Raw genomic sequence first — 24,363 nt, 5'->3', positions numbered from 1 at the left:
CTTCGTCATCCACGGGCGGAGCAGGAGCGAAGCTCCGTCGCGGAGACCCGAGGATCCATGCCGTGACCTTGGCCGAGGAATGCAGCGGAGCAAAACTCTTCATCGTAGCGACGCTTTGAAGTCGCGGCATGGATCCTCGGGTCTGCGCTGCGTCGCTGCGCTCCTTGCTCCGCCCGTGGATGACGAAGCGATGGGCGGATTTGGCCAATCTCGAAGCCGCACGCGGTGCCCAGCACCTACCCACTCACCGCCGGCCTTCTCCCTCTCCACGGCATCTCCTGCTCCAGCTGTGCGGACGCGGCCAGCACCGTTGCCTCGTCGCCGTAGCGGCCGACCAGCTGCACGCCGATCGGGACGCCGCCTTTCGACCAGCCGAGCGGCAGCGAGATCGCCGGCTGGCCGGAGATGTTGAAGGGGAAGGCAAACACCGAGTCCGCCCATTTGGCGTTGTAGCGATCGATGTCTGTTTCCGACATGTCGTAATAGCCGAACGGGCGCGGCAGCTGCGTCAGGGTCGGGGTGATGAAGAGATCGTAGGCGCCGAGGTCGCCGACGATGTCGCGGCCGACCTGCCTGAGTTGCTCGACATCGGAGATGTGCCTCGTACCGCTGGTCGAACGGCCACGCTCGATGATCGCAAAGGTGACCGCCTCCACGTCGTTTGGCGTCACCGGCCGCCCCACCACCGTCTCAAGGTAGTCGAACGTCGCCGCCGTCTGCACGCAGGTCATGTTGGTGTAGGTCTTCCACACAGCATTGGCGTCGAGCGGCATGTCATGCTCCTCGACATGGTGGCCGAGGCGCTCGAGTGCCGCCACGGTCGCCAGCACCGCCGCCTTCACCTCCGGATCGATCGCCGTGCCGTTGGGCGGCGTGACGGAAAAGCCGATGCGCAGCTTCTTCGGCGCCCGTGCCGAGAGATCGAGCCAGGAACCGTCCGGGACCGGCGGCGTATAGGGGTCGCCCGGCAGCGCGCCGGCGACCGCATCGAGATAGGCCGCCGTATCACGCACGGTGCGCGAGCAGCAGAGAAAATAGGCGCCGCCATACCAATAGTCGCCGAACGGCGCGAGGCTGATGCGGCCGCGGGACGGTTTTAAGCCCACAATGCCGCAGCAGGAGGCCGGGATGCGGATCGAGCCTGCGCCATCGCTGGCCTCGGCGATCGGCACCATGCGCGACGCGATGGCCGCGGCAGCGCCGCCGCTGGAGCCGCCGGGCGTGATGCCTTCCTTCCACGGGTTCTTCGTCACACCGTAGAGTTTCGGCTCGGTGGTGATCGACCAACCGTTCTCCGGCGCGTTCGACTTGCCGACCAGCACCAGCCCGGCCGCCTTCATGCGGCGAACGACCTCGGTGTCGAAATCGGCGACAACGTCCTTCAGGTAGAATGAGGAGTTGGTGTTCGGCGCCCCGGTCCAGGACGAGGCCAGCTCCTTGAGCAGGAACGGCACGCCGGCGAAGGGCGCTGATGTGTCGACCGTTTCGGCCTGGGCGCGCGCCATGTCGTAGAGGCGATGGATGACCGCATTGAGCGCCGGGTTGAGCCGCTCGACCAGCGTGATCGCTGCCTCCACCAGTTCCGCCGGTGAAACCTGGCCGCTGTGCACCAGTCCAGCCAAGTCGAGCGCGTCGGACTCGGCATAGGTTTTCAGCAGACTTTCGGTGACCATGTCTCTCTCCTCTGGCGGATGGCTTGTGTTGTCTCGCCGTATAACCACGTTCGGGCAGCGGCCCCCTCACCCAGCCTCCGCTTCGCTCGGCTGACCTCTCCCCAAGGGGAGAGGAGATTGTCGATGCCGGAGCCAACCTCTTCTCCCCCACGGGGAGAAGGTGGCCGCGAAGCGCGCCGGATGAGGGGCCTGGCGCGACCTCAGGCCAGGTCGATGGTCCGCCCCAGCGCGATGCTCTGCTCGGCGGCCAGCACGATGCGCAGGCTGTTGACCGCGGCATCCATCTGCTCGGTGAGGTCGAGATCCTCGCGGATGGCGCGCAGGAAGAAGGCCTGCTCGCGATCGCAGAGTTCCTGGTGGCCGGGCTCGTCCTCCATGCTGACGATCTCGTCGGGTTTGGAGAAATTCTTGTCGCCGTCGACAGCGGCATAATGGATCTTCAGCGCATCGGTCTTGGTGTGGCGGTCGATGTCGGCGGAGTTCGAAACCTCCGCCAGTTCGGCAGCACTGCTTGCCTGCTGGCCGGCGACGATCGACACCGCGCCCTTGGGGCCGACGACGTCCTTCACGAAATAGGCCGTCTCGCTCATCATCGGACCCCAGCCGGCCTCGTACCAGCCAACCGAACCGTCATCGAAGGTGACGTGCAGATGGCCGTAATTCTGCTTGTCGGCCTCCGCCCAGAGCTTGGCGCCGATGCCATGCACGCGCACCGGTTTGGCGCCGGTCAGCTGGCACATGACGTCGACATAGTGGACGCCGCAATCGACGATCGGGATCAGCGAATCGATCAGGTTCTTGTGCCAGTGCCAGGCGCTGCCGCTGCTCTGCTGGTTGAGGTTGAGCCGCATCACCAGCGGCTTGCCGAGCGTCTTGCCGACCTCGATGAACTTGATCCATGACGGGTGGACGCGCAAGATATAGCCGAGCACCAGCTTGCGGTTCTTGGCGCGCGCCGCCGCGACAACCTTCTCGGCATCCTCATTGTTGGTGGCCAGCGGCTTTTCCATGAACACATGGCAGTTGGCGGCGATTGCCTTCAGCGCATATTCGGCATGGGTGTTCGGCCAGCTGTTGATCGACACCGCGTCCGGTTTGGTCTCCTTTAGTGCCTGATCGAAATCCTCGTAGAGTGGGTAGCCGGCCAGTTCGGCCGGGATCTTGGTGTTGCTCTTGATCGAGCGGCTCATAATGCCGACGATCTCGAAACCGTCGAGCCGGTGATACGCGCTGGCATGCGACGCACCCATATTGCCGAGACCCACCACCAGCACTTTTACCTTGTCGGACACCGCTGCCTCCACGCTTTCATTCAATGGATTGCGGGCGGCAATCGTGTCGCCGCCCGGTCTTGTTGTCGCCGGTCCTACTTGATCGCCGAATCGAACAGATGGGCCTTGATCTTCTCGACATCGAGCGCGGCAAAACCTTCCGACAACTTGTATCCGTCGGCATCGGCATCGGCCTTGACCTTGGCCTTGTCGAAATCATTGGCCGGACCGATCAGCTCGTTGGTGCAGACGTCCTCGGCCTTCACCGGAGCGGTGATCTGGCCGATCTTGTGGATCTCGTCGAAGAAGCCCTGCCAGCTCGCCATGTCATGCGAGCCCCAGCCGCCGCGCTTGTCCATGTCGCCACGGAAGACATTGATCTGCTGCAGGATCGAGGTGGTGCCGAGCTCGGGTCCGAGATTCTTGGCCAGCGTCGGGAACTGCTCGAACACCGCTTCGACGGCCGCGCGTGGATTCTGGTAGCCAAACTCGAGGCCCATCGCCCAGCCGCGCAGGTACTTTTCCAGGAACGCCTTCTTGTCGGGATCCTCGAGATCGGCGGCGCGCACGACGAAGGTGTTGGCCGGCAGCTTGGAATTCTGCACGCCGAGCCAGTATTCAAAGTCGAGCCCCTTGGCGATCCATTCGGCACGCAGCCCTTCCCATGCCAAAGCGGCGTCGCCCTGGCCGCCGGCCAGCGCCGTGCCCCAGGTCGGCCAGCCGGCCTCGACATATTTCACCTTCTTGATGTCGACGCCTTGTGCGGCCAGCAGCGGGTCGGTGATCGACTGCCAGGCGGCGGAGCCGAGCAGGATGGTCTTGCCTTCCAGCTTCTTCAGATCGTTCGATCCCTCGCCCTTGCGGAAGGCGATGCTGAACGTGTCGCGGGCGCCCATGTGGAACACCGACTTCAGCTTCATGCCGTTCTGGATGGCAAAGGAGAACACGCCGGGCGACGGGAAGCCCATATCGGCCTGGCCGACATCGACGAACTTCACCGTCGCGGTACCGTCCGACGGCCCCGGCTGCATGTCGGTGTCCAGCCCGTCGAAATAGCCGGCCTTCTTGGCTGCCCAGTAGGGATAGTCGTCGAGCACTTCGAGGGTGCCGCGCGGCGAGATCCAGGTGAATTTTCCATAAGGTTCGGCCCTGGCCTTTAGGCCAGTGGCGCCAAGCGCCGTCGCGGTCACCAGCCCGGCGCCGGTCACCTGCAGGAAATAACGGCGGCTTATCCCTGCCGGATTCATCGAGATTTTTCTGATCATGGCATTCCCCTTTTTTGTTTGATGTCAGTCTCTTGCCGCCCGCCTCCCGGGCACCGTCCGTACCTTTGTGTTCAAGCCTCCCAGCTCGCCCATTTCTTGCCGATCAGGAAGAACAGCACGTAGATCAGGATGCCGAGCGTCGACAGGATCAGCACCACGGCGAAGAACTGCGGCATCTGGATCATCGACGAATAGGTGGTCAGCCGGTTGCCGAGGCCGAAGCCGCCGCCGACCATCTCGGCGCCGACCGCCGTCAGCAGGCCGAAGATGGCGCCGATCATCAGCCCGACCAGGATCATCGGCAGCGCCATCGGCGCGCGGATCTTCCAGAAGATCTGCAAGGTGCTGGCGCCATAGGAGCGCGCCAGCGCGATCTTGGCGCTGTCGACGCGGCGAAAGCCTGTCGCGGCATTGATCATCACCATCGGCCCGGCGGCCAGCGCCACCGCGATGATGCGCGGCGTATAGCCGAAGCCGAAGCGCAGGATCAGAAGCGGCACCAGCGCCAGCATCGGCGTGGTGACCAAGAGCAGGATGTAGGGCGCGACGATCTTCTCGGCGAACGGGAACTGTGTGATGACAGCGGCCAGCACCAGGCCGACGATCGCGCCGATCGCAAAACCGGACAACAGCTCGACCAGCGTGTAGCCGAGATGCGGCGCGATCAGCGGAAACTCGTCGAACAGCGCATAGGCGATCGAGCTTGGCGGCGGCATGATGTAGAGCGGAACGTGGAACAGCCGCAGCGCCAGTTCGATGCCGCCGATGATGATCACCGCCACGGCAAGAATGGCCGCCACCTCCCTGCCCGACTTGATGCCGGGGCCACTGGCGAAGGCGGACAGGTTGGTCAGGCTGACCTCGTGGCCATCGCCAGACTTGGACTTCGAGAATTCCGGAATGGCGTCGCCTCCGCTCACGGTCTGATCCTCACGATCTCGGCGCTCGGGCGCTCCGGCGTTTTTGGCCGCGTGCGTTCGCCGACAATGTCCATCTTGATACGGTTGGTGAGGTCGAAGACCTCTTTCGTCGCCATGATCTCCAGCGAGCGTGGCCGCGCAAACGGCACGCGATACTCCTTGGCGACGCGGCCCGGCCGGGCGCTCAGCACCACGACCCGGTCGGAGAGGAAGATCGCCTCCTCGATCGAGTGGGTGATGAAGACGATGGTTGTCTTGGTGTCGAGCCAGATCTCCTCGACCAGCCGGTTCATCTCCTCGCGGGTAAAACTGTCGAGCGCGCCGAACGGCTCGTCCATCAGCAGCACCGAGGGTTTAAGCGCCAGCGCCCGCACGATCGCCGCGCGCTGCTGCATGCCGCCCGACAGCTCGCGCGGAAACTTGCCGCCGAAGCCGTCGAGCCCGACCCGGTTGAGCAGATGCGCGATCCACGCCCGGTCCGGCTTCTCGCCCTTGATCTCGAAGGGGAAGCGGATGTTGGCGTCGAGATTGCGCCACGGCAGAAGGTTCGCTTCCTGGAAAACGATGCCGATATCGGGATGCGGACCGGTGATGGCCTTGCCGTCGAGCCGGATCTCGCCGCTGGTCAGGCTGTGCAGGCCCGACATCGACCACAAGAGCGTGGTCTTGCCGCAACCGGAAGGACCGACGATCGAGACGATTTCGTTGGCGCTGACATCGAGGCTGCAACGGTCCAGCGCCAGCAGGTCGCCGGAGGCCGTGTGATAGATCTTGGTCGCGGCCTGCACGCCAAGCTTCGGCTTTTTTGCATCGCCCGTGTTCATCTGCCCCCCGGGAAGATTGCGCGATGATCCATTGGCTCATCCCCAGCGAAAATCAGTCTGTAACTATCCTACTTTCCTGTCAAGCACCGGCGATGATAACTGTATCACGAAAATCGGGTGATATACCTATCTGGTTGTTTTAATGGCATTTTCACGCCCTTGAAATGCATGTTGCTTTCCTACATACTTCTGGACTGACACGGACTGGAGAGGAGAGGAGGAAGGTGAGCTTTCCCCAACGACACGCTGCGGTTGCGATGCGGTCGGGCACGTGGAGCCAAGGCGTGCAAACATGCTAAGACGACAGCCTCGCAACCCAGGGAAAGACCAGGACCCCATGACCGAAGCTGGCAGCCAGGACGAGCCTGTTCCAGACCCCGATACCGAGGGGCGCGATCCTGTCCGGCGCATTCCCGACATCATCTCGCTGGTCAAGGATTCCTACAGCGAATTGCGCCCTGCCGAACGGCGTGTCGCCGATGTCGTGCTCGACGACGTCAAATATGCCGTCGACGCGTCCAATGCCGCCCTTGCCCAGCGCGCCGGGGTCAGCGAACCGACGGTGACCCGGTTCTGCCGCGCCATCGGCTGCGAGGGTGTGCGTGACTTCAAGCTGAAGCTGGCGCAGAGCCTCGTCGTCGGCGCGCTCTATCTGGCCAAGTCGCCCTCCGTCAGCAATGACAATGGCATGCCGTTCTGGAACGCCGTGTTCGGCGAGGCGCGCCGGGCGCTGCAGGAGGCCGAGCGGCAGCTCGACCCGGCGCAGCTGCAGAAAGCCGCCGAGCTGATCGCCAAGGCGCGCCAGGTTACGGTCTTCGGCCTCGGCGGCAGCTCCTCGGCGCTGGCGCAGGAAACCCAATACCGGCTGTTCCGCTACGGCATCACAGTCAGCGCCCAGTGCGACCCCTATCTGATGCGCATGACCGCCTCGACGCTCAAGCCGGGCGATCTGGTGATCGCCATTTCGGCGACGGGACGCACCCGCGAGGTGATCGAGGCCGTCGAACTCGCCAAGCACTACCGCGCCAATGCGATCGCCGTGACCGCGCCCGACACCGAACTCGCCCGCGCCTGCGACGTCAGGCTGACGGTGGCGGTCCCGGAATACCCTGACACGCTGAAGCCGACGGCCTCGCGCTTCGCCTTCCTGGCGGCGATCGACCTTTTGGCGGTGGCCTCGGCCTACAAGCTCGACGGCTCGGCCCGCGAGACGGTGCGCCGCATCAAATACAACGCCCAGATCCACCGCACCGGCAAGGAGATGGAGCCGCTCGGAGACTAGCTCCCTTCTCCCCGTTCACGGGGAGAAGGTGCCGGCAGGCGGATGAGGGGCGGCGCCGCGTTCGACAATTGAGATTTTTACGCCGTGTGCGGCGTGTTGCAGGAAGAGGGAAAGACATGCTCGAGATAGCCCCATCGAAACAGGCAGCCGCATGGCTCGGGTCCTTTGCCAAGGCACTCGAAGCGGGAGACGCGGCGGCCGCGACCAACCTGTTTGTCGATGACTGCTACTGGCGCGATCTCCTGACCTTCACCTGGAACATCACGACCATGGAAGGCCGCGAGGCGATCGCCGACATGGTGGCGACGACGCTGGCGACGGCCAAGCCCAGGGCATGGCAGCTGATCGGCGAGGCAACTTCGGAGGAGGGCACCATCGAGGCCTGGTTCAGCTTCGAAACCGCGGTGGCGTCAGGCGAAGGCATCATGCGGCTGCGCGACGGCCGCTGCCGGACATTGTTCACGGCGATGACAGACCTGAAAGGGTTCGAGGAGCGCAAGGGCGCAGACCGGCCACTCGGCGTGCGCCACAAGGCCGATCCCCAGCGCGAGACCTGGTCGGAGGCGCGGGCGCGCGAGACGCGCGAGCTAGGCAACGAGGAACAGCCCTACTGCCTGGTCATCGGCGGCGGCCAGGGCGGCATCATGCTGGGGGCGCGGCTGCGCCAGCTCGGCGTGCCGACCATCGTCATCGAGAAAAATGCGCGGCCGGGCGATTCCTGGCGCAACCGCTATCGCACGCTCGTGCTGCACGATCCGGTCTGGTACGACCATCTGCCCTACATCCCCTTCCCCGAAAACTGGCCGGTATTCACGCCCAAGGACAAGATGGGCGACTGGCTGGAAATGTACACGCACGTCATGGAGCTCAATTACTGGGTCGCCACCAAATGCCTCAGCGCGTCCTATGATGAGGCCGAAAAAGTCTGGACCGTGGTCGTCGACCGCGTCGGCCGGCAGATCACGCTGAAGCCCAAGCACATCGTCTTCGCCACCGGCGCCTACGGCCCGCCACGGCGGATCGATCTTCCGGGCGCCGACCGGTTCAAGGGCGAATTGCTGCACTCCAGCCAGTATGCCAGCGGCGAGAAATTCCGGGGCAGACGTGTCGCTGTCATCGGCGCGGCAAGCTCCGGCCACGATGTCTGCGTCGACCTCTGGGAAAGCGGCGCCGAGGTCACCATGATCCAGCGTTCACCGACGACGGTGGTCAAATCGAGCACGCTGATGGAGGTCGGCTTCGAGATCTTCTCGGAAGACGCACTGGCGCGCGGCATCACCACCGAGAAAGCCGACATGATCGTCGCCTCGACACCGTTCGCGCTGGTGCCCAAGGGCCAGCGGGCGCTTTACGAGGTGATCAAGGCGCGCGACGCGGCCTTTTATGACCGCTTGCGCGCCGCCGGCTTCGCCCTCGATTTCGGCGACGACGAGACCGGCCTTCTGATGAAGGCCTACCGCACCGGCTCCGGCTACTATATCGATGTCGGCGCTTCCGACCTGATCATCGACGGCAAGATCGGCATCCGCAGCGGCGTCGCCATCAAATCGCTGACCCCGAGCGGCATCCTGTTCGAGGACGGCAGCGAACTCGCCGCCGACGCCATCATCGCCTGCACCGGCTATCAGTCGATGAACGAGAATGTCGCCGCGATCGTCTCGCGCGAAGTCGCCGACAAGGTCGGCCCGTGCTGGGGTCTCGGCTCGGGCGTCAAGGGCGACCCCGGACCGTGGCAAGGCGAGCTGCGCAACATGTGGAAGCCGACCGCGCAGGAAGCACTGTGGTTCCACGGCGGCAATCTGGCGCTGTCGCGTTTCTATTCGAAATATGTCGCGCTGCAGATCAAGGCGCGGATGGAAGGGATTGAGACGCCGGTTTACGGGGCACCGAGCAATTCAAGCAACGAGCGTCCTATGGATTCGTCATCCTAGGGCGAAGCAAGGAGCGAAGCGACGCGGCGCAGACCCTAGGATCCATGCCGCGCCATTCGTGCACGCGAAAGCGGACCAGAATCGGCTTTCAATGCACCAACGGCGATGAAGGGCCTATCGAACAACCATCCTGATCCGTCGCATTCTTCGGCAATGGTCACGGCATGGATCCTCGGGTCTGCGCGTCCGCTTCGCTTCCGCTCCGCCCGTGGATGACGAAGTCGCGCAGAACTTTCACTCATGCCGGTGCCCAAAGTGCCTCGCCGCCACCTCGACATGCGTATGCGACGCCTGCGCCACGAAACGCTCGGTCTCGTTGTGATCAGCCGCCTCGTTCGGCCACCAGGTGCCGCCGATAACGATGCCTTCCGACACCAGCCTCTGGTCGGCGACCAATGACGCGCCGACCGCATCGACAAAGGTGAAGCGGCCCGGGCGCTGCCGGAGCACGGCGACATCGCCGACGGTGCCCACCGCCAGCGTGCCGAGATCAGGCCGCGCGATCGCCCTCGCCGGCGCTTGCGTGGCGGCGCGCAGGACCTCGACCAGCGGCATGCCGAGCGCCAGCAGCTTCGACATGCAGACCAGGATGTCGAAGGCCGGCCCATCGACGCAGTAGAGATGCACGTCGCTCGAGATCACGTCCGGGGCCAGCCCTTCCTCAAGCATGGCGCGGGCGACGGCGAAATCGAACGAGCCCATGCCGTGGCCGATGTCGAAGATGACGCCGCGCTCGCGCGCCAGCCGCATGTCGGGCCGCACCGCGCCGGAGGCGAACACCGGCGCATTGGGAAACGGCCGGAAGCAGTGGGTGAGGATGTCACCCTTGCGCAGGCGCGGCAGCACTTCCGAGCGGCCGGGCGGCGGCTCGTCGATATGCGCCATCAGCGGCAGGCCGGCCTGGTCGGCGGCCTCCAGCGCCAGATCCACCGGGGCGATGCCGCTGGTGCCGCCGGCATGCTTGCCGGAACGGACTTTTACGCCGACCACGACATCGCGGTGTTCACGCACCGCCGCCACCACCTCGCGCGGCTCGCACAGCCTGAGGTCGCTGCACTCGCCGACCGACACCGTCTGCGAGAAGCCGAAAATGCCGGCAAAGGAAATGTTGACATAGGCCAGGATGCGGACCTTCGACCGCTCCATGACATGGCGGCGGAAGCCGAGGAAATTGCCGGCTCCCGCACTGCCTGCATCGATGAAGGTCGTGGTGCCGCTCTTGGCGGCCAGCCGATCGGCATCGACGCCAAGCGACGTGCCGCCCCAATAGACGTGGCTGTGCAGGTCGACCAGGCCAGGCGTGACGATGCAGCCGCCGGCATCGACGATCCGCGTGGCGCTGTCCGCCGGGATATCGGCGTCGACCGCGGCAACGCGGCCATTGGCGACGGCGACATCACGCAGCGCGTCGATGCCGGCGGCCGGATCGATCAGCCGTCCGCCCTTCAGCAGGAGGTCGAATTGCATTGGGGTCACCTCCGCTTCGTTGCTTTGCCTACAGCGGCCGGTAGGCGACCGCCTCGACCTCGATCTTGATATCGATCATCAGCCGCGATTCGACCGTGGTGCGGGCCGGCGGGTCTTTGGGGAAATGCCGGGCATAGACCGCGTTGAAGGCGCCGAAATCGCGCGCATCTTCCAGCCAGACCGTGGTCTTCACCACATCGTCCATTGTGCAGCCGGCCAGCGCGAGCGCGGCCTTGATGTTGGCGAGCACCTGCTCGGTCTGTTCCGATATGCCGCCTTTGACCACGATGCCGTCGCTTCCGACGGGAACCTGGCCCGAGACATAGACGAGATCGCCGGCCCGCACGGCTGGCGACAACGGCACATGCGATGTTCCAAAACACTTTTTCGGCAAGGGACAAGCCTCCTCTGATGACAGGACGGGGTGCCATGGCAGCGCCCGCCTGCGTCGACATTTACCCCGATCGGGACGATCCTCATAGGGGCCTTGTTGGAAAGCAACATTCTTCGGAATCCATGTTGCTTTATTACAGAGGCGCTTGCATCGTGCGCGCTGTCGGGCTGCCCTGCAGCCGCAACGCACAGACGCATTTGCCGGACCGGAGACAGCAGCAATGACCTACGACAAGAACCCGTTTTCATCAGGCGATGCCGATCGCCACGCGCTCTGGGAAATGCTGGTGCGGCGCGACATCGACGCCTTCATCGGCCAGGACTGGGCCATGGTCGAGGATGATTTCGTCGCCGAGAGCTTCTTCGGCATGCATGCGCATTTCCTCAGCAATGCCGACGCCTGGCGGCTGCAGTTTCCAAGGCTCGACGTCTATCGCGACGAATGGCTGCGCCAGGCCAAAGAGACGGCGGCGACCAAATTCGCCGAGCCGCTGCGCGAGGCGCTGTTTCGCGTCACCAACATGCGCGACATGGATGTCGACGGCGACCGCGCCGTGCTGCACAAGAAATTCGACGGCTCGGTTGCCAAGGCGGACGGCAGCGTCGACCGCTTGAAATGGCAGACGCTGTATTTCTGCAGCAAGGTCGGCGGCAGCTGGAAGATCGCCGGCTTCGTCGGCTACATGCCGCATCCGCTCGGCAGCTAGAACCACCGATCGCCAGAGCGCAAGATGGGCCGAACGTGCGGGGCCCGGCATCGCGCCCGCCATCAGCGCGCCGTTGAGCAGCAATGGCGGATGCAAGGCGCCGCATTCCATCAAACGCACCGCCAGGCATTCCCAATGTCTTTTGCGCGCCATTCTTACGAATTTGTATGCCGCCGGACAGGCCGGTGTGAACTCGTTTGCTTACGATGCGCGGGGTGGATCGCCACCGCCCCGCCGCAACCGTCGACCTCTGGACTTCAGCCATGCTCGCGCCCAACAGGCAACAACCCGCCGCACCGAGCCACAGCAGGGTTCCCGAGGTCACCCTCGACTTCTGGCTGGTCAAGCTGATGGCGGTCACCACCGGCGAGACCGCGGCGGATTATCTTGCCGACACAATCGGGCTTGGGCTGACCGCCACCTCGCTGATCATGACCGGCGTCCTGACCACGGCCCTTGTCCTGCAGTTTACGCGGAAACGCTATGTGCCGTGGGCTTATTGGCCGGCGGTGGTGCTGATCAGCATCGTCGGCACGCTGGTGACGGACAGCCTCGTCGACAGTTTCGGCGTGCGCCTGCAGACGGCAACCATCGCCTTCTCGGTCGCGCTCGCTGCGACATTCGCGGTCTGGTACGCCAGCGAAAGGACGCTGTCGATCCACACCATCTTCACCACCAGGCGCGAGATCTTCTACTGGCTGGCGATCCTGCTGACCTTCGCGCTCGGCACCGCCGCCGGCGACCTCGTCGCCGAAAGCTTCGACATGGGCTATCTCACATCGGGGCTGCTGTTCGGCGGCGTCATCGCGCTGATAGCGCTCGCCTACTGGCTGCTCAGTCTCGACGGCATCCAAGCCTTCTGGCTCGCCTATATCCTGACGCGGCCGCTCGGCGCTTCCTTCGGCGACCTGCTGTCGCGGTCGGCCAGGCATGGCGGCCTGGGTCTCGGCACCATCTTCACCAGCCTGCTCTTCCTCGGCTGTATCATTGCGCTCGTCCTGCACATGACCCTGAAGGGCGACGAGGCCGATGAGATCCTCCTGGAATCGGATTGACCTCAGCGTGTGCGTGCGCTGACCAAGTGCAGAGCAGAATGGAAGTTTTCTTCAGTAGCGATCCTTCACACCCCCCTCTGGCCTGCCGGCCATCTCCCTCGCAAGGGGGGAGATTGACTGTACCTCCGCTTTCGCCAATCCTCGAATGTTGCAAGAGTTGCAAGAGGGGTGGGGGGATCGAAGCTGCCGATCTCCCCCCTTGCGGGGGAGATGCCCGGAAGGGCAGAGGGGGGTGCTGTCCCGCGGGCGTCGGGTTCCGCATCGCTACGCGGCTCGGAGATGTCACGGCATCCCAAGGACGAAGCCAGGAAAGCTTCCGCCAATCGCGAATGTATGACGAAAGCGCCACCATACCTGCGCGTCGTGACATCCTAGGAACAAGCCCGTGCCGGTGATAGCCTCTCCATCTCGGCAACGGACCGGACCTTTCATGCGACTGCTTCTCGTCGAGGACGACCACAGGACGGCCGACTATATCGTCAGGGGACTGACCGAAGCCGGCCATGTCTGCGACCTGCTGCGCAACGGACATGACGCGCTGTTCGCGGCGACCCGGGGCAATTACGACGTGATCATCGCCGATCGGATGATCCCCGGTCTCGACGGCCTGTCGATGGTCAAGGCGGTGCGCGCCGCGGGCGTACGGACGCCGGCGATCTTTCTCACCTCGGTCGGCGGCATCGACGACCGCGTCGAGGGGCTCGAGGCCGGCGGCGACGACTATCTGGTCAAGCCCTTCGCCTTTTCCGAACTTCTCGCCCGCATCAACGCGCTTGGCCGGCGGCCAGCGGCGCAGGAGCAGAAAACCGTCCTGCGGGTCGCCGACCTCGAAATGGACTTGATCATGCGGCGGGTCACCAGGCAGCGCCAGCCGATCGACCTGCAGCCGCGGGAATTCAGCCTGCTGGAAGTGCTGATGCGCGGCGAAGGCCGTGTCATCACCCGCACCATGCTTCTGGAGCGCGTCTGGGATTTTCATTTCGATCCCAGGACCAGCGTCGTCGAGACCCATATCAGCCGGCTGCGGGCCAAGGTCGACAAGCCCTTCGAAACCCAGCTCATCCACACCGTCCGCAACACCGGCTACAGCCTGCACGCGCCGTCATGACCGGAACATGGTCCCGCCTGCTGCGCAGCACGCCGTTCCGGCTGGCCCTGACCTTCGCCTTCCTGTTCGTGCTGGCCTTCGTCCTGTCTGGCGCCATCGTCTACCAGATGATGAGCGCCGATCTTGCCGAGCGGCTCGACGACACCATCAAGGAGACCTACGCGGTCGTCGCCGCGACCTATGCCGAGAACGATCTCAAGGAGCTGGTTGAGACCGTCGGCAGCCACTCCCTGCGCAGCCTCAAGAAGGAGCAGCTGTTTTCGCTGACCGACGCGACGGGCAATCGCCTGGCCGGCAACTTCACCGCGGCAGGGCTTCCCGACGGCTTCTCGATGTTCGACACCGAAATGCCCGGCGTGCCGCCCGGCGCCGAGTACCGCGCCTATTCCGGCCCGGTCGGCGGCAACACCTTGACCGTCGCCTTCAGCCTTTCCGAGACGGAGGAGCTGGAGAGGATCGTGCTGATGAGCTTTGGCTGGGGAACCCTGATCATCACCGGGCTGGCGGTCGCCGGCGGCGCCCTGCTGGCTTCGCGAGTCCAGCGCCGTCTCGACGGCATCGCCGCCACCATGGTGGATGTCTCGCATGGACGGCTGGACACCCGCATTCCGCTGACCGGCAAGGGCGACGACATCGACATCGTCTCCAGCCAGGTCAATGCCGCGCTCGATCGCCTGTCGGCACTGGTCGAAGGCATGAAACAGGTCAGCGCCAACATCGCCCACGATCTGAAGACGCCCCTCAACCGGTTGCAGATGATCCTCGACACCGCATCGGAAAAGAATCTGTCGGGCCAGAAGATCGCGGCTGAACTGGCCGAGGCGCATGCCGAGAGCCTGCAGATCAACGAGACCTTCGATGCGCTGCTGCGTATCGCGCAGATCGAGGCCGGCGCCCGCCGGGCGCGGTTCAGCGATGTCGATCTGGGCGAGGTGTTGCAAACCATCGCCGAGATCTATGCCGACGTGGCCGAGGACGACGGAAAGTCGCTGTCGTTGGCGCAATCACAGGAAACGACGGACCTGATCCATGGCGATCGCGAGCTGTTGACGCAGATGTTCGCCAATCTGGTCGAGAACGCGCTACGCCATTGTCCATCGGGCACGACGATAAAGCTGTCGGCGACGCGCCAGGGCGAACGCGTCGTTGCCGGTGTCGCCGACAACGGTCCCGGCATTCCGGCGGAAGAGCGCGAGAAAGTGTTCCAGAGGCTTTACCGGCTGGACCACAGCCGCTCGACGCCGGGCAGCGGGCTGGGTCTCAGCCTTGTCAGGGCCATCGCCGACCTGCATGGCGCATCGATTACGCTTGAGGATTGTCGGCCTGGCCTTGAGGTGGCGGTGAGCTTTCCGCCGGCGCTGGATTGGTAGGCGAAATGAACCATTCGTCCAATGCCTGAGGTAAGGAAATTGGCGAAAGCCGAAGTGACGGCCAATCTCCCCCCTTGCGGGGGAGATGCCTGGCAAGGCAGAGGGGGGTGCTGTCCCGCCGACCTGTCGATCTGTCACACGGCGCAGATGGCCGAGGCTAGCGCCTGAGCACCCCCCTCTGGCCTGCCGGCCATCTCCCCCGCAAGGGGGGAGATTGGCAGCGTCGACCCTCACCGATCAATCCGCGTCGACAGGATGATCGACGACAAAGTCCGTTCGACTCCGTCCATGGCGCCGATCTGGTCGAGCAGCATGTCGAGGTCGCGGATCGACGGCGCGTCGACGATGACGATCATGTCGAAATTGCCGCTGACCGAATGCAGCGTCCTGACCGTCGCCAGGCCGCGCAGGGCGCGCACCACCTTGTCGGCGAGCTTGGGCGTCACGGTGAGCAGCACATGTGCCCGCACCAGCCCCTGCTCGTAGTCCGGCGCCAGCCGCACGCCATAGCCTGATATGATGCCGCGCTGCTCCAGCCGTTCGATCCGGCTCTGTACCGTGGTCCGCGAGACGCCAAGCCGCCGCGCCAGCTCGGCGGTCGAGGCGCGCGCATTCTCGCGCAGCAGGGAAAGCAGGGCTTGTTCGGCGTCACTGAGCATTTCGACGATTCTTCTCGGCAGACTAGCCAATAGATGGTTTCGTTTCGAACAAAACCACGCTTCCATTCGACGGGCAAGCTGCGAATCTGGGCTTACAATCAGTGAGGGATCGGTCATGAAGAAAATTGTCGTTGTCGGCGCCGGAAAGATCGGCTCGACCATTGCCGAGATGCTCGCCGCCACGGGGGATTATCAGGTCACGCTCGTCGACCGCTCGGCAGCACAGCTCGCTTCCGCCGAACTGCCGGCCACGGTCGCGACGCTGGAGCTCGACATCGAGGCATCCGGCACGCTGGAAGCCGCCCTCGCCGGCAAATTCGCGGTGCTCAGCGCCGCTCCCTTCCATCTGACCACCCGCATCGCCGAGGCAGCGGCCAGTGCCGGCGTGCACTATCTCGACCTGACCGAGGATGTCGTCTCGACCCGCCGCGTCAAGGAATTGGCGCGCTCCGGCAGAAACGCCTTCATTCCGCAATGCGGCCTGGCGCCGGGCTTCATCTCGATCGTCGCCAACGATCTCGCCAGCCGATTCGACACGCTCGAAAGCGTGCGCATGCGCGTCGGCGCTTTGCCGCAATACCCGTCCAATGCGTTGAACTACAATCTGACCTGGAGCACCGACGGCGTCATCAACGAATATTGCGAGCCCTGCGAGGCGATCGTCGAGGGCGAACTGGTCGAGGTGCCGCCGCTGGAGGAGCGCGAGGAATTCTCACTCGACGGCGTCACTTACGAAGCCTTCAACACCTCCGGTGGGCTCGGCACGCTGGCCGAGACGCTGAAGGGCAAGGTGCGCACGCTGAACTACCGCACGATCCGCTATCCCGGCCACGCCGCGATCATGAAGGCGCTGCTCAACGACCTTGGCCTGCGCCACCGCCGCGACGTGCTGAAGGACATTTTCGAGAGCGCCCTGCCGGCGACGCTGCAGGATGTGGTCATCGTCTTCGTCACCGTCTCGGGCCGCAAGAACGGCCGCCTGCTGCAGGAGACCTACGCCAACAAGATCTACTCGAAGCGTGTCGGCGACACGGTGCGCAGCGCCATCCAGATCACCACCGCATCCGGCATCTGCGCCGTGCTCGACATGCTGGCCGACGGCAGCCTGCCGGCGACCGGCTTCGTCAAGCAGGAAGACATCGCGCTCGACGCATTCCTAGCCAACCGCTTCGGCCGCGCCTATGCCCAGCACGAGATGGTGAGCCGGCTGGCGAGCTGAAGTTCTTCACCCTCCCCCTTGTGGGGAGGGTCGGCTCGCATGCGTAGCGAAGCGTAGACTGCGAGACGGGGTGGGGTGAGCGCTGACGGTCGGCGAGGACCCCCACCCCGCTCCGCTTCGCGGATCGACCCTCCCCACAAGGGGGAGGGTAAGCATCCTCAAATATGCAGCGCGTGCCCCAGCGCCTTGAGCGCCGCTTCCTGGAACCCTTCGCCCTGCGTCGGATGCGCATGGATCGTGCCGGCAATGTCCTCCAGCCGCGCGCCCATCTCCAGCGCCAGCCCGAATGACGCCGCCAGTTCCGACACACCTTTCCCGACCGCCTGGATGCCAAGCACCAGATGGTTGTCGGCCCGCGCCACCACGCGGACGAAGCCGTCTTCGCCCAGCTTCGTCATCGCCCGGCCATTGGCGGCGAACGGGAACATGCCGATCTTGATCTCGCCGCCCAGAGCTCTGGCCTCTTCCGGTGAAAGACCAGCGGTGACGAGTTCCGGATCGGTGAAGCAAACGGCGGGAATGGCGCGCTTGTCCCAGTTGCGCTTGTGACCGGCGATGATCTCGGCGACCATCTCGCCCTGGGCCATCGCCCGGTGCGCCAGCATCGGCTCACCGGTGACGTCACCGATGGCAAAGATGCCGCGCATCGAGGTGCGGCACTGCTCGTCGATGCGGATGAATTTTCCAGCCATATCAAGGTCGATCTGGTCGAGCCCCCAGCCTTCGGTCACCGGCTTGCGGCCGACCGTCACCAGGATTTTTTCGGCGGCGACCTTGGCGCTCTTGCCGTCGGATGTCTCGATCAGCAGCGCGTCGCCTTTGGTCGACAGCCCCTTGGCCTTTGCACCCAGCATCACCTCGATGCCGAGTGCGTTGAGCCGCTTGACCACCGGCCGGGTGAGTTCCGCATCATATTGCGCCAGCACGCGCGGCAACGCCTCGACCACGGTCACTTTGGCGCCCATTTTGGCGAAGGCCATGCCGAGTTCCAGTCCGATATAGCCGCCACCAACGACGGCAAGTTTTTTTGGCACCTCACCGAGTGCCAGCGCCTCGGTTGAGGAAATCACCGGACCGCCAAAGGGCAGGAACGGCAGTTCGACCGGCGTCGAGCCGGTGGCGATGACGATCGCCTCGGCGCGGATCACTTGGCTTCCCGTCTCGGTCTCGACCTCCACAGTCTTGCCGTCGCGAAAGCTCGCCCAGCCATGCACGGTCTTGACTCCTGCCTTCTTGAGCAGGCCGGCGACGCCGCTGTTGAGCCGGCTCACGATGCCGTCCTTCCAAGTGATCGTCTTAGCCAGGTCGAGCGTCGGTGCGGTGAGCGAAATGCCAAGCGGGCTCTTGCCGCCCGCCATGTGTGAGACCCTCTCGAACTCTTCCGCCGCATGGATCAGCGCCTTGGACGGGATACAGCCGACATTGAGACAGGTGCCGCCTGGTTTGCCCGACTCGACGATCACCGTGTCGACGCCGAGCTGCCCGGCACGGATGGCGCAGACATAGCCACCGGGACCCGCGCCGATGACCAGCAGCTTGCAGGAGATTTCTTTCATGGGGATACGCTCTTTTTGGTGAGGAAGGCCCCCTCATCCGGCCGCTTCGCGGCCACCTTCTCCCCGCTGGGGAGAAGAGACTGGCGCCTGCGCTGACGACCTCCTCTCCCCTCGGGGAGAGGTCGGATTGCCCCGAATTGCCTTTGCAATTCGGCTGGCAATCCGGGTGAGGGGGCCTTTGCGACGGTTCTCATCCCCTCAATCCACGAAAATCAGCGCCGGTGTTTCCAGCAGCGTCTTTATCCGCTGGATGAACACCGCCGCGTCCCAGCCGTCGATGACGCGATGGTCGAAGCTCGACGACAGGTTCATCATCTTGCGCGGCATGAACTGGGTGCCGTCCCACACCGGCCGCACCATCATCTTGTTGACGCCGATGATCGCCACTTCCGGATGGTTGATCACCGGCGTCGTCGCCACGCCGCCCATGGCGCCGAGCGAGGTGATGGTGATGGTCGAGCCGGACAGCTCGTCGCGTGTCGCGGTGCCGGACTTGGCAGCCTCGGCCAACCTGATGACCTCAGTGCCGCATTCCCAGATGTCGCGCGCCTCGGCATGCCTGACCACCGGCACCACCAGCCCCGACGGCGTCTGCGCGGCAATGCCGATATGGATGCCGCCATGCTGGTGGATGATGCCGGCCTCGTCGTCGAACAGCGAATTGAGGTTGGGCTGGTCCGCTATCGCCTTGACCATCGCCCGCATCAGGAACGGCAGCAGCGTCAGCTTCGGCCGCTCCGCGCCCGGGCGCTTCTCCTTGTTGAGTGCGGCGCGCAATTCCTCCAGCGCGGTGACGTCGATCTCCTCGACATAGGTGATGTGCGGGATGCGCGATTTGGACAGCGTCATCTTCTCGGCGATCTTGCGCCGCAGCCCGACCACCTTGATGTCCTGTATCGTATCGTTGCGGGCGAGACCGGATGTCCTGGCGACCTGCGGGCCGCGCGCCAGGAACGCCTCGATATCCTCATGGCCGATGCGCCCGGCAGGGCCGCTCCCCGCAACCTGCCGGAGATCGATGCCCGCCTCTTTTGCCCGCAGACGGACGGCCGGAGAGGCCAACGGTCTTTCGCCCTCGGGACGGGGTGCGCCGGCGGGCGCGACAACTCCGGACGTCGGCGCAGTACCCCCGCCCCTAGCCCCTCCCCACAAGGGGGAGGGGGATTCTGTCTGCGCTGCTCGCACGCTTTTTGCGGAGGACTCTGATGATGGCGAAGTAGATTTTGCTCCGCCCTTGGAGGCCGTGGCGCGTCCCCCTCCCCCTTGTGAGGGGCTAGGGGTGGGGGTACTCTCAGCCGTGACTTTTGCCGGCGTCGCACCACCCGCAACATTGCCCTCGCCTGCCACCTTCAGCCGCACGATGGGCGAGCCGATCGCCACCGTGTCGCCGATCTCGGCGCCCAGCCACAGGATTTCGCCGTCGACAGGCGACGGGATTTCGACCGTCGCCTTGTCGGTCATGACGGCGGCAAGCACGGTGTCCTCGCGCACCATGTCGCCGATCTTGACGTGCCATTCGACGAGCTCGGCTTCGGCGACACCCTCGCCGACATCGGGCAGCTTGATGATGTGTTCGCCCATCTCAGGCCCCCATGGTTTCAAGCAAAGCACGGCCTACCCGGGCGGGACCGGGGAAATAGTCCCATTCCTGCGCATGCGGATAGGGCGTGTCCCAGCCGGCAACGCGAGCGACCGGCGCTTCGAGGTGATAGAAGCAGTTTTCCTGCACCAGGGCCGACAGTTCGGCGCCGAAGCCCGACGTCAGCGTCGCCTCGTGCACGATGACGCAGCGCCCAGTCTTCTTGACCGAGGCGACGATCGTGTCGAGGTCGAGCGGCAAAAGCGTCCTGAGATCGATGATCTCGGCATCGATGCCCGTTTCTTCGACGGCCGCCTGCGCGACATAGACCATGGTGCCGTAGGCGAGCACGGTGAGGGCCGAGCCTGCCCGGCGGATCGCCGCCTTGCCGAGCGGCACGGTGTAGTGGCCGTCGGCGACCTCTCCGAGCTCATGTTTCGACCACGGCGTCACCGGCCGGTCGTGATGGCCGTCGAAAGGGCCGTTGTAGAGCCGCTTCGGCTCCAAAAAAATCACCGGATCGGGGTCTTCGATCGCCGCGATGAGTAGCCCTTTGGCGTCATGTGGGTTGGACGGCACCACGGTCTTCAGTCCCGACACATGGGTGAACAGCGCTTCCGGGCTCTGGCTGTGCGTCTGGCCGCCAAAAATGCCGCCGCCGGTCGGCATGCGCACCACGATCGGACAGGTGAAATCGCCGTTGGAGCGGTAACGCAGCCGTGCCGCTTCCTGCGTCAGCTGGTCGTAGGCCGGATACATGTAGTCGGCAAACTGAATCTCCACGCACGGCTTCAGGCCATAGGCGGCCATGCCGATGGCCGAGCCGACAATGCCGGATTCGTTGATCGGCGCATCGAAGCAGCGGCTCTTGCCGTATTTGGCCTGCAGGCCTTGCGTGCAGCGGAATACGCCGCCGAAGAAGCCGACATCTTCGCCGAACACGACGACTTTGTCGTCGCGCCCCATCGACACGTCCATGGCATCGCGAATGGCCTCGATCATGGTCCGTCTCGGCATGGCTCAAACCCCCGCCTGCTGGCGCTGGCGTCTGAGATGCGGCGGCATCTCGGCATAGAGCCCTTCGAACATGTCGCGCGTCGACGGCTTGCCACCGGCATGCAGCGTGCCGTGGCTTTCCGCTTCCTTTTGCGCCGCGATCACGGTGTCGAGGATTTCCGCCTCGGCCTGCGCGTGCCGCTCGTCCGACCAGACGCCGAGCGCGATGAGATGGTTCTTCAGCCGCACGATCGGGTCGCCGAGCGGCCAGGCGTCGGATTCGGTCTTTGGCCGGTAGGCCGAGGGATCGTCCGAGCTCGAATGCGCGCCGGCACGGTAGGTGACATATTCGACCAGCGTCGGCCCGAGATTGCTGCGCGCCCGCTCCGCCGCCCATTTGGCAACGGCATGCACCGCGAGATAATCATTACCGTCGACGCGCAGCGACGGGATGCCGAAGCCAAGGCCTCTCGCCGCGAAGGTGCCCGAGCCGCCGCGTGCGATGCCTTGAAAGGTCGAGATCGCCCACTGGTTGTTGACGACGTTGAGCACGACGGGCGCCTTGTAGGTGGAGGCGAACACCAGCGCCGAGTGGAAATCGGATTCGGCCGTCGAGCCGTCGCCGATCCAGGCGGCTGCGATGCGCGAATCGTTCGATATCGCCGAGGCCATCGCCCAGCCGACCGCCTGGATGTACTGCGTCGCCAGATTGCCGGAGATCGAGAAGAAGCCGTGCTCCTTCGACGAATACATGACCGGCAATTGCCGGCCTTTCAGCGGGTCGGCCTCGTTGGAATAGATCTGGTTCATCATCGTGACCATCGGATAGCCGTCGGCGATGAGCAGCCCTGCCTGGCGATAGGTCGGAAAATTCATATCGCCCGGCGCCAGCGCCTTGCGGAAGGCGCAAGCCACCGCCTCTTCGCCCAGATGCTGCATGTAGAACGAGGTCTTGCCCTGCCGCTGCGCCATCTGCATGCGCGCGTCGAAGGTCCGCAGCGTCATCATGTGGCGCAGGCCGGCCAACAGCTCGTCGCTGGAAAGCAGGCCGGCCCAGGGACCGACGGCCTCACCAGTGCGGTTCAGCACGCGGATGATCGAGAAGGCATGATCGCGGATGGTCCGCGGATCGACGGAGATTTCGGGGCGCGGCACCGAGCCGGCCTTGGGGATCGGCACATTGGAAAAGTCAGGCATCCCGCCCGGCCGCACTTCCGGTTCCGGAACGTGGAAACGCAACATCCCAGCATCGGCCATGACCTTTGTCCTCCAATGTTGCCTGGTGCCGATATTTGCATATCTGCGCCGCCAGGCCAGTGCGAATTCGTCGGGGTAGCCTGCGGACGTCGGTCCCGGCCGCGCCGGCCGATCCAGCCTCCCCAGCACCAAGATGAAGATATGTCGACGAAATTTCTTGTCGATGTTGGGGGACGGCGCGCAATTAGGGAGAAGGTTGGGCTGGGTTTGCCGGAAGATAAGGTGATTGGCGAAGGCGGCGAAGCGTAATCTCCCTCCTTGAGGGGGAGATGGCCGGCAGGCCAGAGGGGGTCGGTTCGACTGGATGCGACTCCTTGCGGCAGACGAAGGTTAGCGCTCCACGCGCAACGACCCCCTCTGTCGCCTTCGGCGACGTCTCCCCCTCAAGGGGGGAGATTACTCGCTCCGCCGCTTTTGCCAATCTTCCACGCTGCGAGAAAATCACGCGCATCATCCTTTGCCCCAATCACCAACCTCCATTCACCCCGCCCCCGCATCATGCTAACCAACCCGCCATGGCACAGAAGAAAGCATATGAGGTCGATGGGTGGTTGGCGCGGCCTGATGCGCGCATTTCCATCGTCCTGCTTTACGGCCCCGATCGCGGCCTCGTCTCCGAGCGGGCGAAGGCCTTTGCCGGCAAGACCGGCCTGCCTCTCGACGATCCCTTCTCGGTGGTCAGGCTCGAGGGTTCGGAGGTCGACCGCGACGAGGGCCGGCTGCTCGACGAAGCCCGCACCGTGCCGATGTTTTCCGACCGGCGGCTGCTATGGGTGCGCAATGCCAGCGGCCAGAAGGCATTGGCCGACGACGTCAAGGCGCTGACGGCGGAGCCCGCGCGCGATGCCATCATTCTCATCGAGGCCGGCGATCTCAAGAAGGGTGTCGGCCTGCGCGCCATCGTCGAGGCGGCGGACAATGCCATGGCGCTGCCGTGCTATGCCGATGAGGCGCGCGACATCGACGGCGTCATTGATGCCGAACTGGGCAAGGCCGGCATGTCGATGACCATGGAGGCGAGGCAGGCGCTGCGCCGCAATCTCGGCGGCGACCGGCTGGCCTCGCGCGGCGAGATCGAGAAGCTCGTGCTCTACGCCCATGGCCAGAACGAGATCGGCCTGGAAGAGGTCAAGGCCATGTCGGGTGATGTGTCCGGCGCCTCTTTCGACGACGCGGTCGACGCGCTTCTCGAAGGCAAGATCGGCGACTTCGATATCGCCTTCACCCGCCATTGCCAGTCCGGCGGCCAGCCCTTTCTGGTGCTGTCCTCGGCAATGCGGCAGTTGCAGCAGATCCAGACCATGCGCGGCCAGATGGAGTCCAGCAACCGCAACGCCGCCTCGGTCGTCGCCGCCGCCCGCCCGCCGGTGTTTTTCTCCAGGCGCAAGCTGGTCGAGAAGGCGCTGGAACGCTGGAACGTCGACGCGCTCAGCCGCGCGTTGACCCGGCTCCAGACGGCGGTGCTGCAGACCAGGCGGCGGCCGGATCTTTCCGTCGCATTGGCAAGGCAGGCGCTGCTCGGCATTGCCGTGGAAAGCAGCCGGCTGGCGCAAAGGTAGGAGATTGGCGATCTCCCCCTCGTGGGGGAAGATGGCTGGCAAGCCAGAGGGGGGCGCTGTCCCGCCGGCGTCTCTATTGGCTAGAATGCGCCACCTGACAGCTTGTCAGCTATTCGAAAGTGACCAAAGCTGGCGTTCCTTCACGCCCCCCTCTGCCCTACCGGCATCTCCCCACAAGTGGCAGGGCTATCGCATATGGAATTCCTGAGATGTCTGCCCGGCACGGACCCCCACCCCTAACCCCTCCCCACAAGGGGGAGGGAGACTTCCGT

20 protein-coding genes are annotated in these 24,363 nt (G+C 64.6%); 8 read left to right on the top strand and 12 right to left on the bottom strand.

Annotated elements, in window-relative coordinates; genetic code table 11:
- Window positions 1-236: 236 nt before the first annotated feature.
- The 5 genes from NKJ11_RS29350 to NKJ11_RS29330 all read right to left on the bottom strand — a co-directional run bounded on the left by NKJ11_RS29350 (window position 237) and on the right by NKJ11_RS29330 (window position 5,953).
- Window positions 237-1,673 (bottom strand): amidase, encoded by a 1,437-nt coding sequence (locus NKJ11_RS29350; RefSeq protein WP_352753757.1) that lies wholly within the window; start codon window positions 1,671-1,673, stop codon window positions 237-239.
- 200 nt (window positions 1,674-1,873) lie between these two features.
- The gene (locus tag NKJ11_RS29345) at window positions 1,874-2,965 is read right to left on the bottom strand and encodes a Gfo/Idh/MocA family protein (protein WP_352794840.1); all 1,092 of its coding nucleotides are present in this window, start codon (window positions 2,963-2,965) and stop codon (window positions 1,874-1,876) included.
- 74 nt (window positions 2,966-3,039) lie between these two features.
- The gene (locus NKJ11_RS29340; protein ID WP_352794839.1) at window positions 3,040-4,209 is read right to left on the bottom strand and encodes an ABC transporter substrate-binding protein; all 1,170 of its coding nucleotides are present in this window, start codon (window positions 4,207-4,209) and stop codon (window positions 3,040-3,042) included.
- 71 nt (window positions 4,210-4,280) lie between these two features.
- Complete coding sequence (locus NKJ11_RS29335; RefSeq protein WP_352794838.1) at window positions 4,281-5,129, bottom strand: ABC transporter permease; 849 nt, start codon at window positions 5,127-5,129, stop codon at window positions 4,281-4,283.
- Window positions 5,126-5,953 carry an ABC transporter ATP-binding protein gene (locus NKJ11_RS29330; protein ID WP_127396650.1) on the bottom strand — a complete coding sequence of 276 codons (828 nt, stop codon included), beginning with the start codon at window positions 5,951-5,953 and terminating at the stop codon, window positions 5,126-5,128. The genes NKJ11_RS29335 and NKJ11_RS29330 overlap by 4 nt, the downstream gene beginning before the upstream one ends.
- A 337-nt stretch (window positions 5,954-6,290) precedes the next feature.
- On the opposite strand from NKJ11_RS29330, the gene NKJ11_RS29325 reads away from it, so the two are divergent.
- On the top strand, window positions 6,291-7,235 hold the full coding sequence (locus NKJ11_RS29325) for a MurR/RpiR family transcriptional regulator (RefSeq protein ID WP_352442372.1): 945 nt from the start codon (window positions 6,291-6,293) through the stop codon (window positions 7,233-7,235).
- A gap of 116 nt (window positions 7,236-7,351) precedes the next feature.
- Window positions 7,352-9,166 carry a flavin-containing monooxygenase gene (locus NKJ11_RS29320; RefSeq protein WP_352679984.1) on the top strand — a complete coding sequence of 605 codons (1,815 nt, stop codon included), beginning with the start codon at window positions 7,352-7,354 and terminating at the stop codon, window positions 9,164-9,166.
- Window positions 9,167-9,400: 234 nt separating this feature from the next.
- Here NKJ11_RS29320 and NKJ11_RS29315 read toward each other — a convergent pair whose 3' ends face one another.
- Together NKJ11_RS29315 and NKJ11_RS29310 are read right to left on the bottom strand one after the other, a co-directional pair.
- Entirely contained in the window at window positions 9,401-10,633 is a 1,233-nt protein-coding gene (locus NKJ11_RS29315) for an amidohydrolase/deacetylase family metallohydrolase (protein WP_352794837.1), read from the bottom strand.
- 28 nt (window positions 10,634-10,661) lie between these two features.
- Window positions 10,662-11,027, bottom strand: coding sequence for a RidA family protein (locus NKJ11_RS29310; RefSeq protein ID WP_352679987.1), 366 nt, complete (start codon window positions 11,025-11,027; stop codon window positions 10,662-10,664).
- A gap of 220 nt (window positions 11,028-11,247) precedes the next feature.
- Between NKJ11_RS29310 and NKJ11_RS29305 the strand changes: the two genes are divergently transcribed.
- From NKJ11_RS29305 to NKJ11_RS29290, 4 genes are all read left to right on the top strand, one after another.
- A complete protein-coding gene (locus NKJ11_RS29305) occupies window positions 11,248-11,733 on the top strand; it encodes a hypothetical protein (protein ID WP_352794836.1) in 486 nt (161 codons plus the stop codon).
- A gap of 263 nt (window positions 11,734-11,996) precedes the next feature.
- The gene (locus NKJ11_RS29300; RefSeq protein WP_352679991.1) at window positions 11,997-12,788 is read left to right on the top strand and encodes a COG4705 family protein; all 792 of its coding nucleotides are present in this window, start codon (window positions 11,997-11,999) and stop codon (window positions 12,786-12,788) included.
- 430 nt (window positions 12,789-13,218) lie between these two features.
- A complete protein-coding gene (locus tag NKJ11_RS29295) occupies window positions 13,219-13,896 on the top strand; it encodes a winged helix-turn-helix domain-containing protein (protein WP_352556153.1) in 678 nt (225 codons plus the stop codon).
- Window positions 13,893-15,266 carry a HAMP domain-containing sensor histidine kinase gene (locus NKJ11_RS29290; protein ID WP_352612551.1) on the top strand — a complete coding sequence of 458 codons (1,374 nt, stop codon included), beginning with the start codon at window positions 13,893-13,895 and terminating at the stop codon, window positions 15,264-15,266. The genes NKJ11_RS29295 and NKJ11_RS29290 overlap by 4 nt, the downstream gene beginning before the upstream one ends.
- A 230-nt stretch (window positions 15,267-15,496) precedes the next feature.
- Here the strand turns inward: NKJ11_RS29290 and NKJ11_RS29285 are convergent, their stop codons facing one another.
- On the bottom strand, window positions 15,497-15,925 hold the full coding sequence (locus NKJ11_RS29285; RefSeq protein ID WP_023813397.1) for an Lrp/AsnC family transcriptional regulator: 429 nt from the start codon (window positions 15,923-15,925) through the stop codon (window positions 15,497-15,499).
- A gap of 115 nt (window positions 15,926-16,040) precedes the next feature.
- Here NKJ11_RS29285 and NKJ11_RS29280 point away from each other — a divergent pair, with 115 nt between their 5' ends.
- The gene (locus tag NKJ11_RS29280) at window positions 16,041-17,144 is read left to right on the top strand and encodes a saccharopine dehydrogenase family protein (RefSeq protein WP_128305951.1); all 1,104 of its coding nucleotides are present in this window, start codon (window positions 16,041-16,043) and stop codon (window positions 17,142-17,144) included.
- 158 nt (window positions 17,145-17,302) lie between these two features.
- On the opposite strand, the gene lpdA is transcribed toward NKJ11_RS29280, so the two are convergent.
- The 4 genes from lpdA to NKJ11_RS29260 form a co-directional block, all read right to left on the bottom strand.
- The gene (gene lpdA / locus NKJ11_RS29275) at window positions 17,303-18,700 is read right to left on the bottom strand and encodes a dihydrolipoyl dehydrogenase (protein WP_352612553.1); all 1,398 of its coding nucleotides are present in this window, start codon (window positions 18,698-18,700) and stop codon (window positions 17,303-17,305) included.
- Window positions 18,701-18,898: 198 nt separating this feature from the next.
- Window positions 18,899-20,281 (bottom strand): dihydrolipoamide acetyltransferase family protein, encoded by a 1,383-nt coding sequence (locus NKJ11_RS29270; protein WP_352612555.1) that lies wholly within the window; start codon window positions 20,279-20,281, stop codon window positions 18,899-18,901.
- A 1-nt stretch (window position 20,282) separates the two neighbouring features.
- Window positions 20,283-21,296 carry an alpha-ketoacid dehydrogenase subunit beta gene (locus NKJ11_RS29265; RefSeq protein ID WP_027162844.1) on the bottom strand — a complete coding sequence of 338 codons (1,014 nt, stop codon included), beginning with the start codon at window positions 21,294-21,296 and terminating at the stop codon, window positions 20,283-20,285.
- A gap of 3 nt (window positions 21,297-21,299) precedes the next feature.
- Window positions 21,300-22,532 (bottom strand): thiamine pyrophosphate-dependent enzyme, encoded by a 1,233-nt coding sequence (locus NKJ11_RS29260; protein WP_352794835.1) that lies wholly within the window; start codon window positions 22,530-22,532, stop codon window positions 21,300-21,302.
- 515 nt (window positions 22,533-23,047) lie between these two features.
- On the opposite strand from NKJ11_RS29260, the gene holA reads away from it, so the two are divergent.
- Window positions 23,048-24,091: a DNA polymerase III subunit delta gene (holA, locus tag NKJ11_RS29255; RefSeq protein WP_352794834.1), complete on the top strand. Its 1,044-nt coding sequence runs from the start codon at window positions 23,048-23,050 to the stop codon at window positions 24,089-24,091.
- Window positions 24,092-24,363 lie beyond the last annotated feature (272 nt).

Source organism: Mesorhizobium sp. M0243, from assembly GCF_040321775.1.
Taxonomy (GTDB): domain Bacteria; phylum Pseudomonadota; class Alphaproteobacteria; order Rhizobiales; family Rhizobiaceae; genus Mesorhizobium.
The sequence above is the reverse complement of the archived record's forward strand: the minus strand, read 5'-3'. Positions and strand labels throughout refer to the sequence as shown.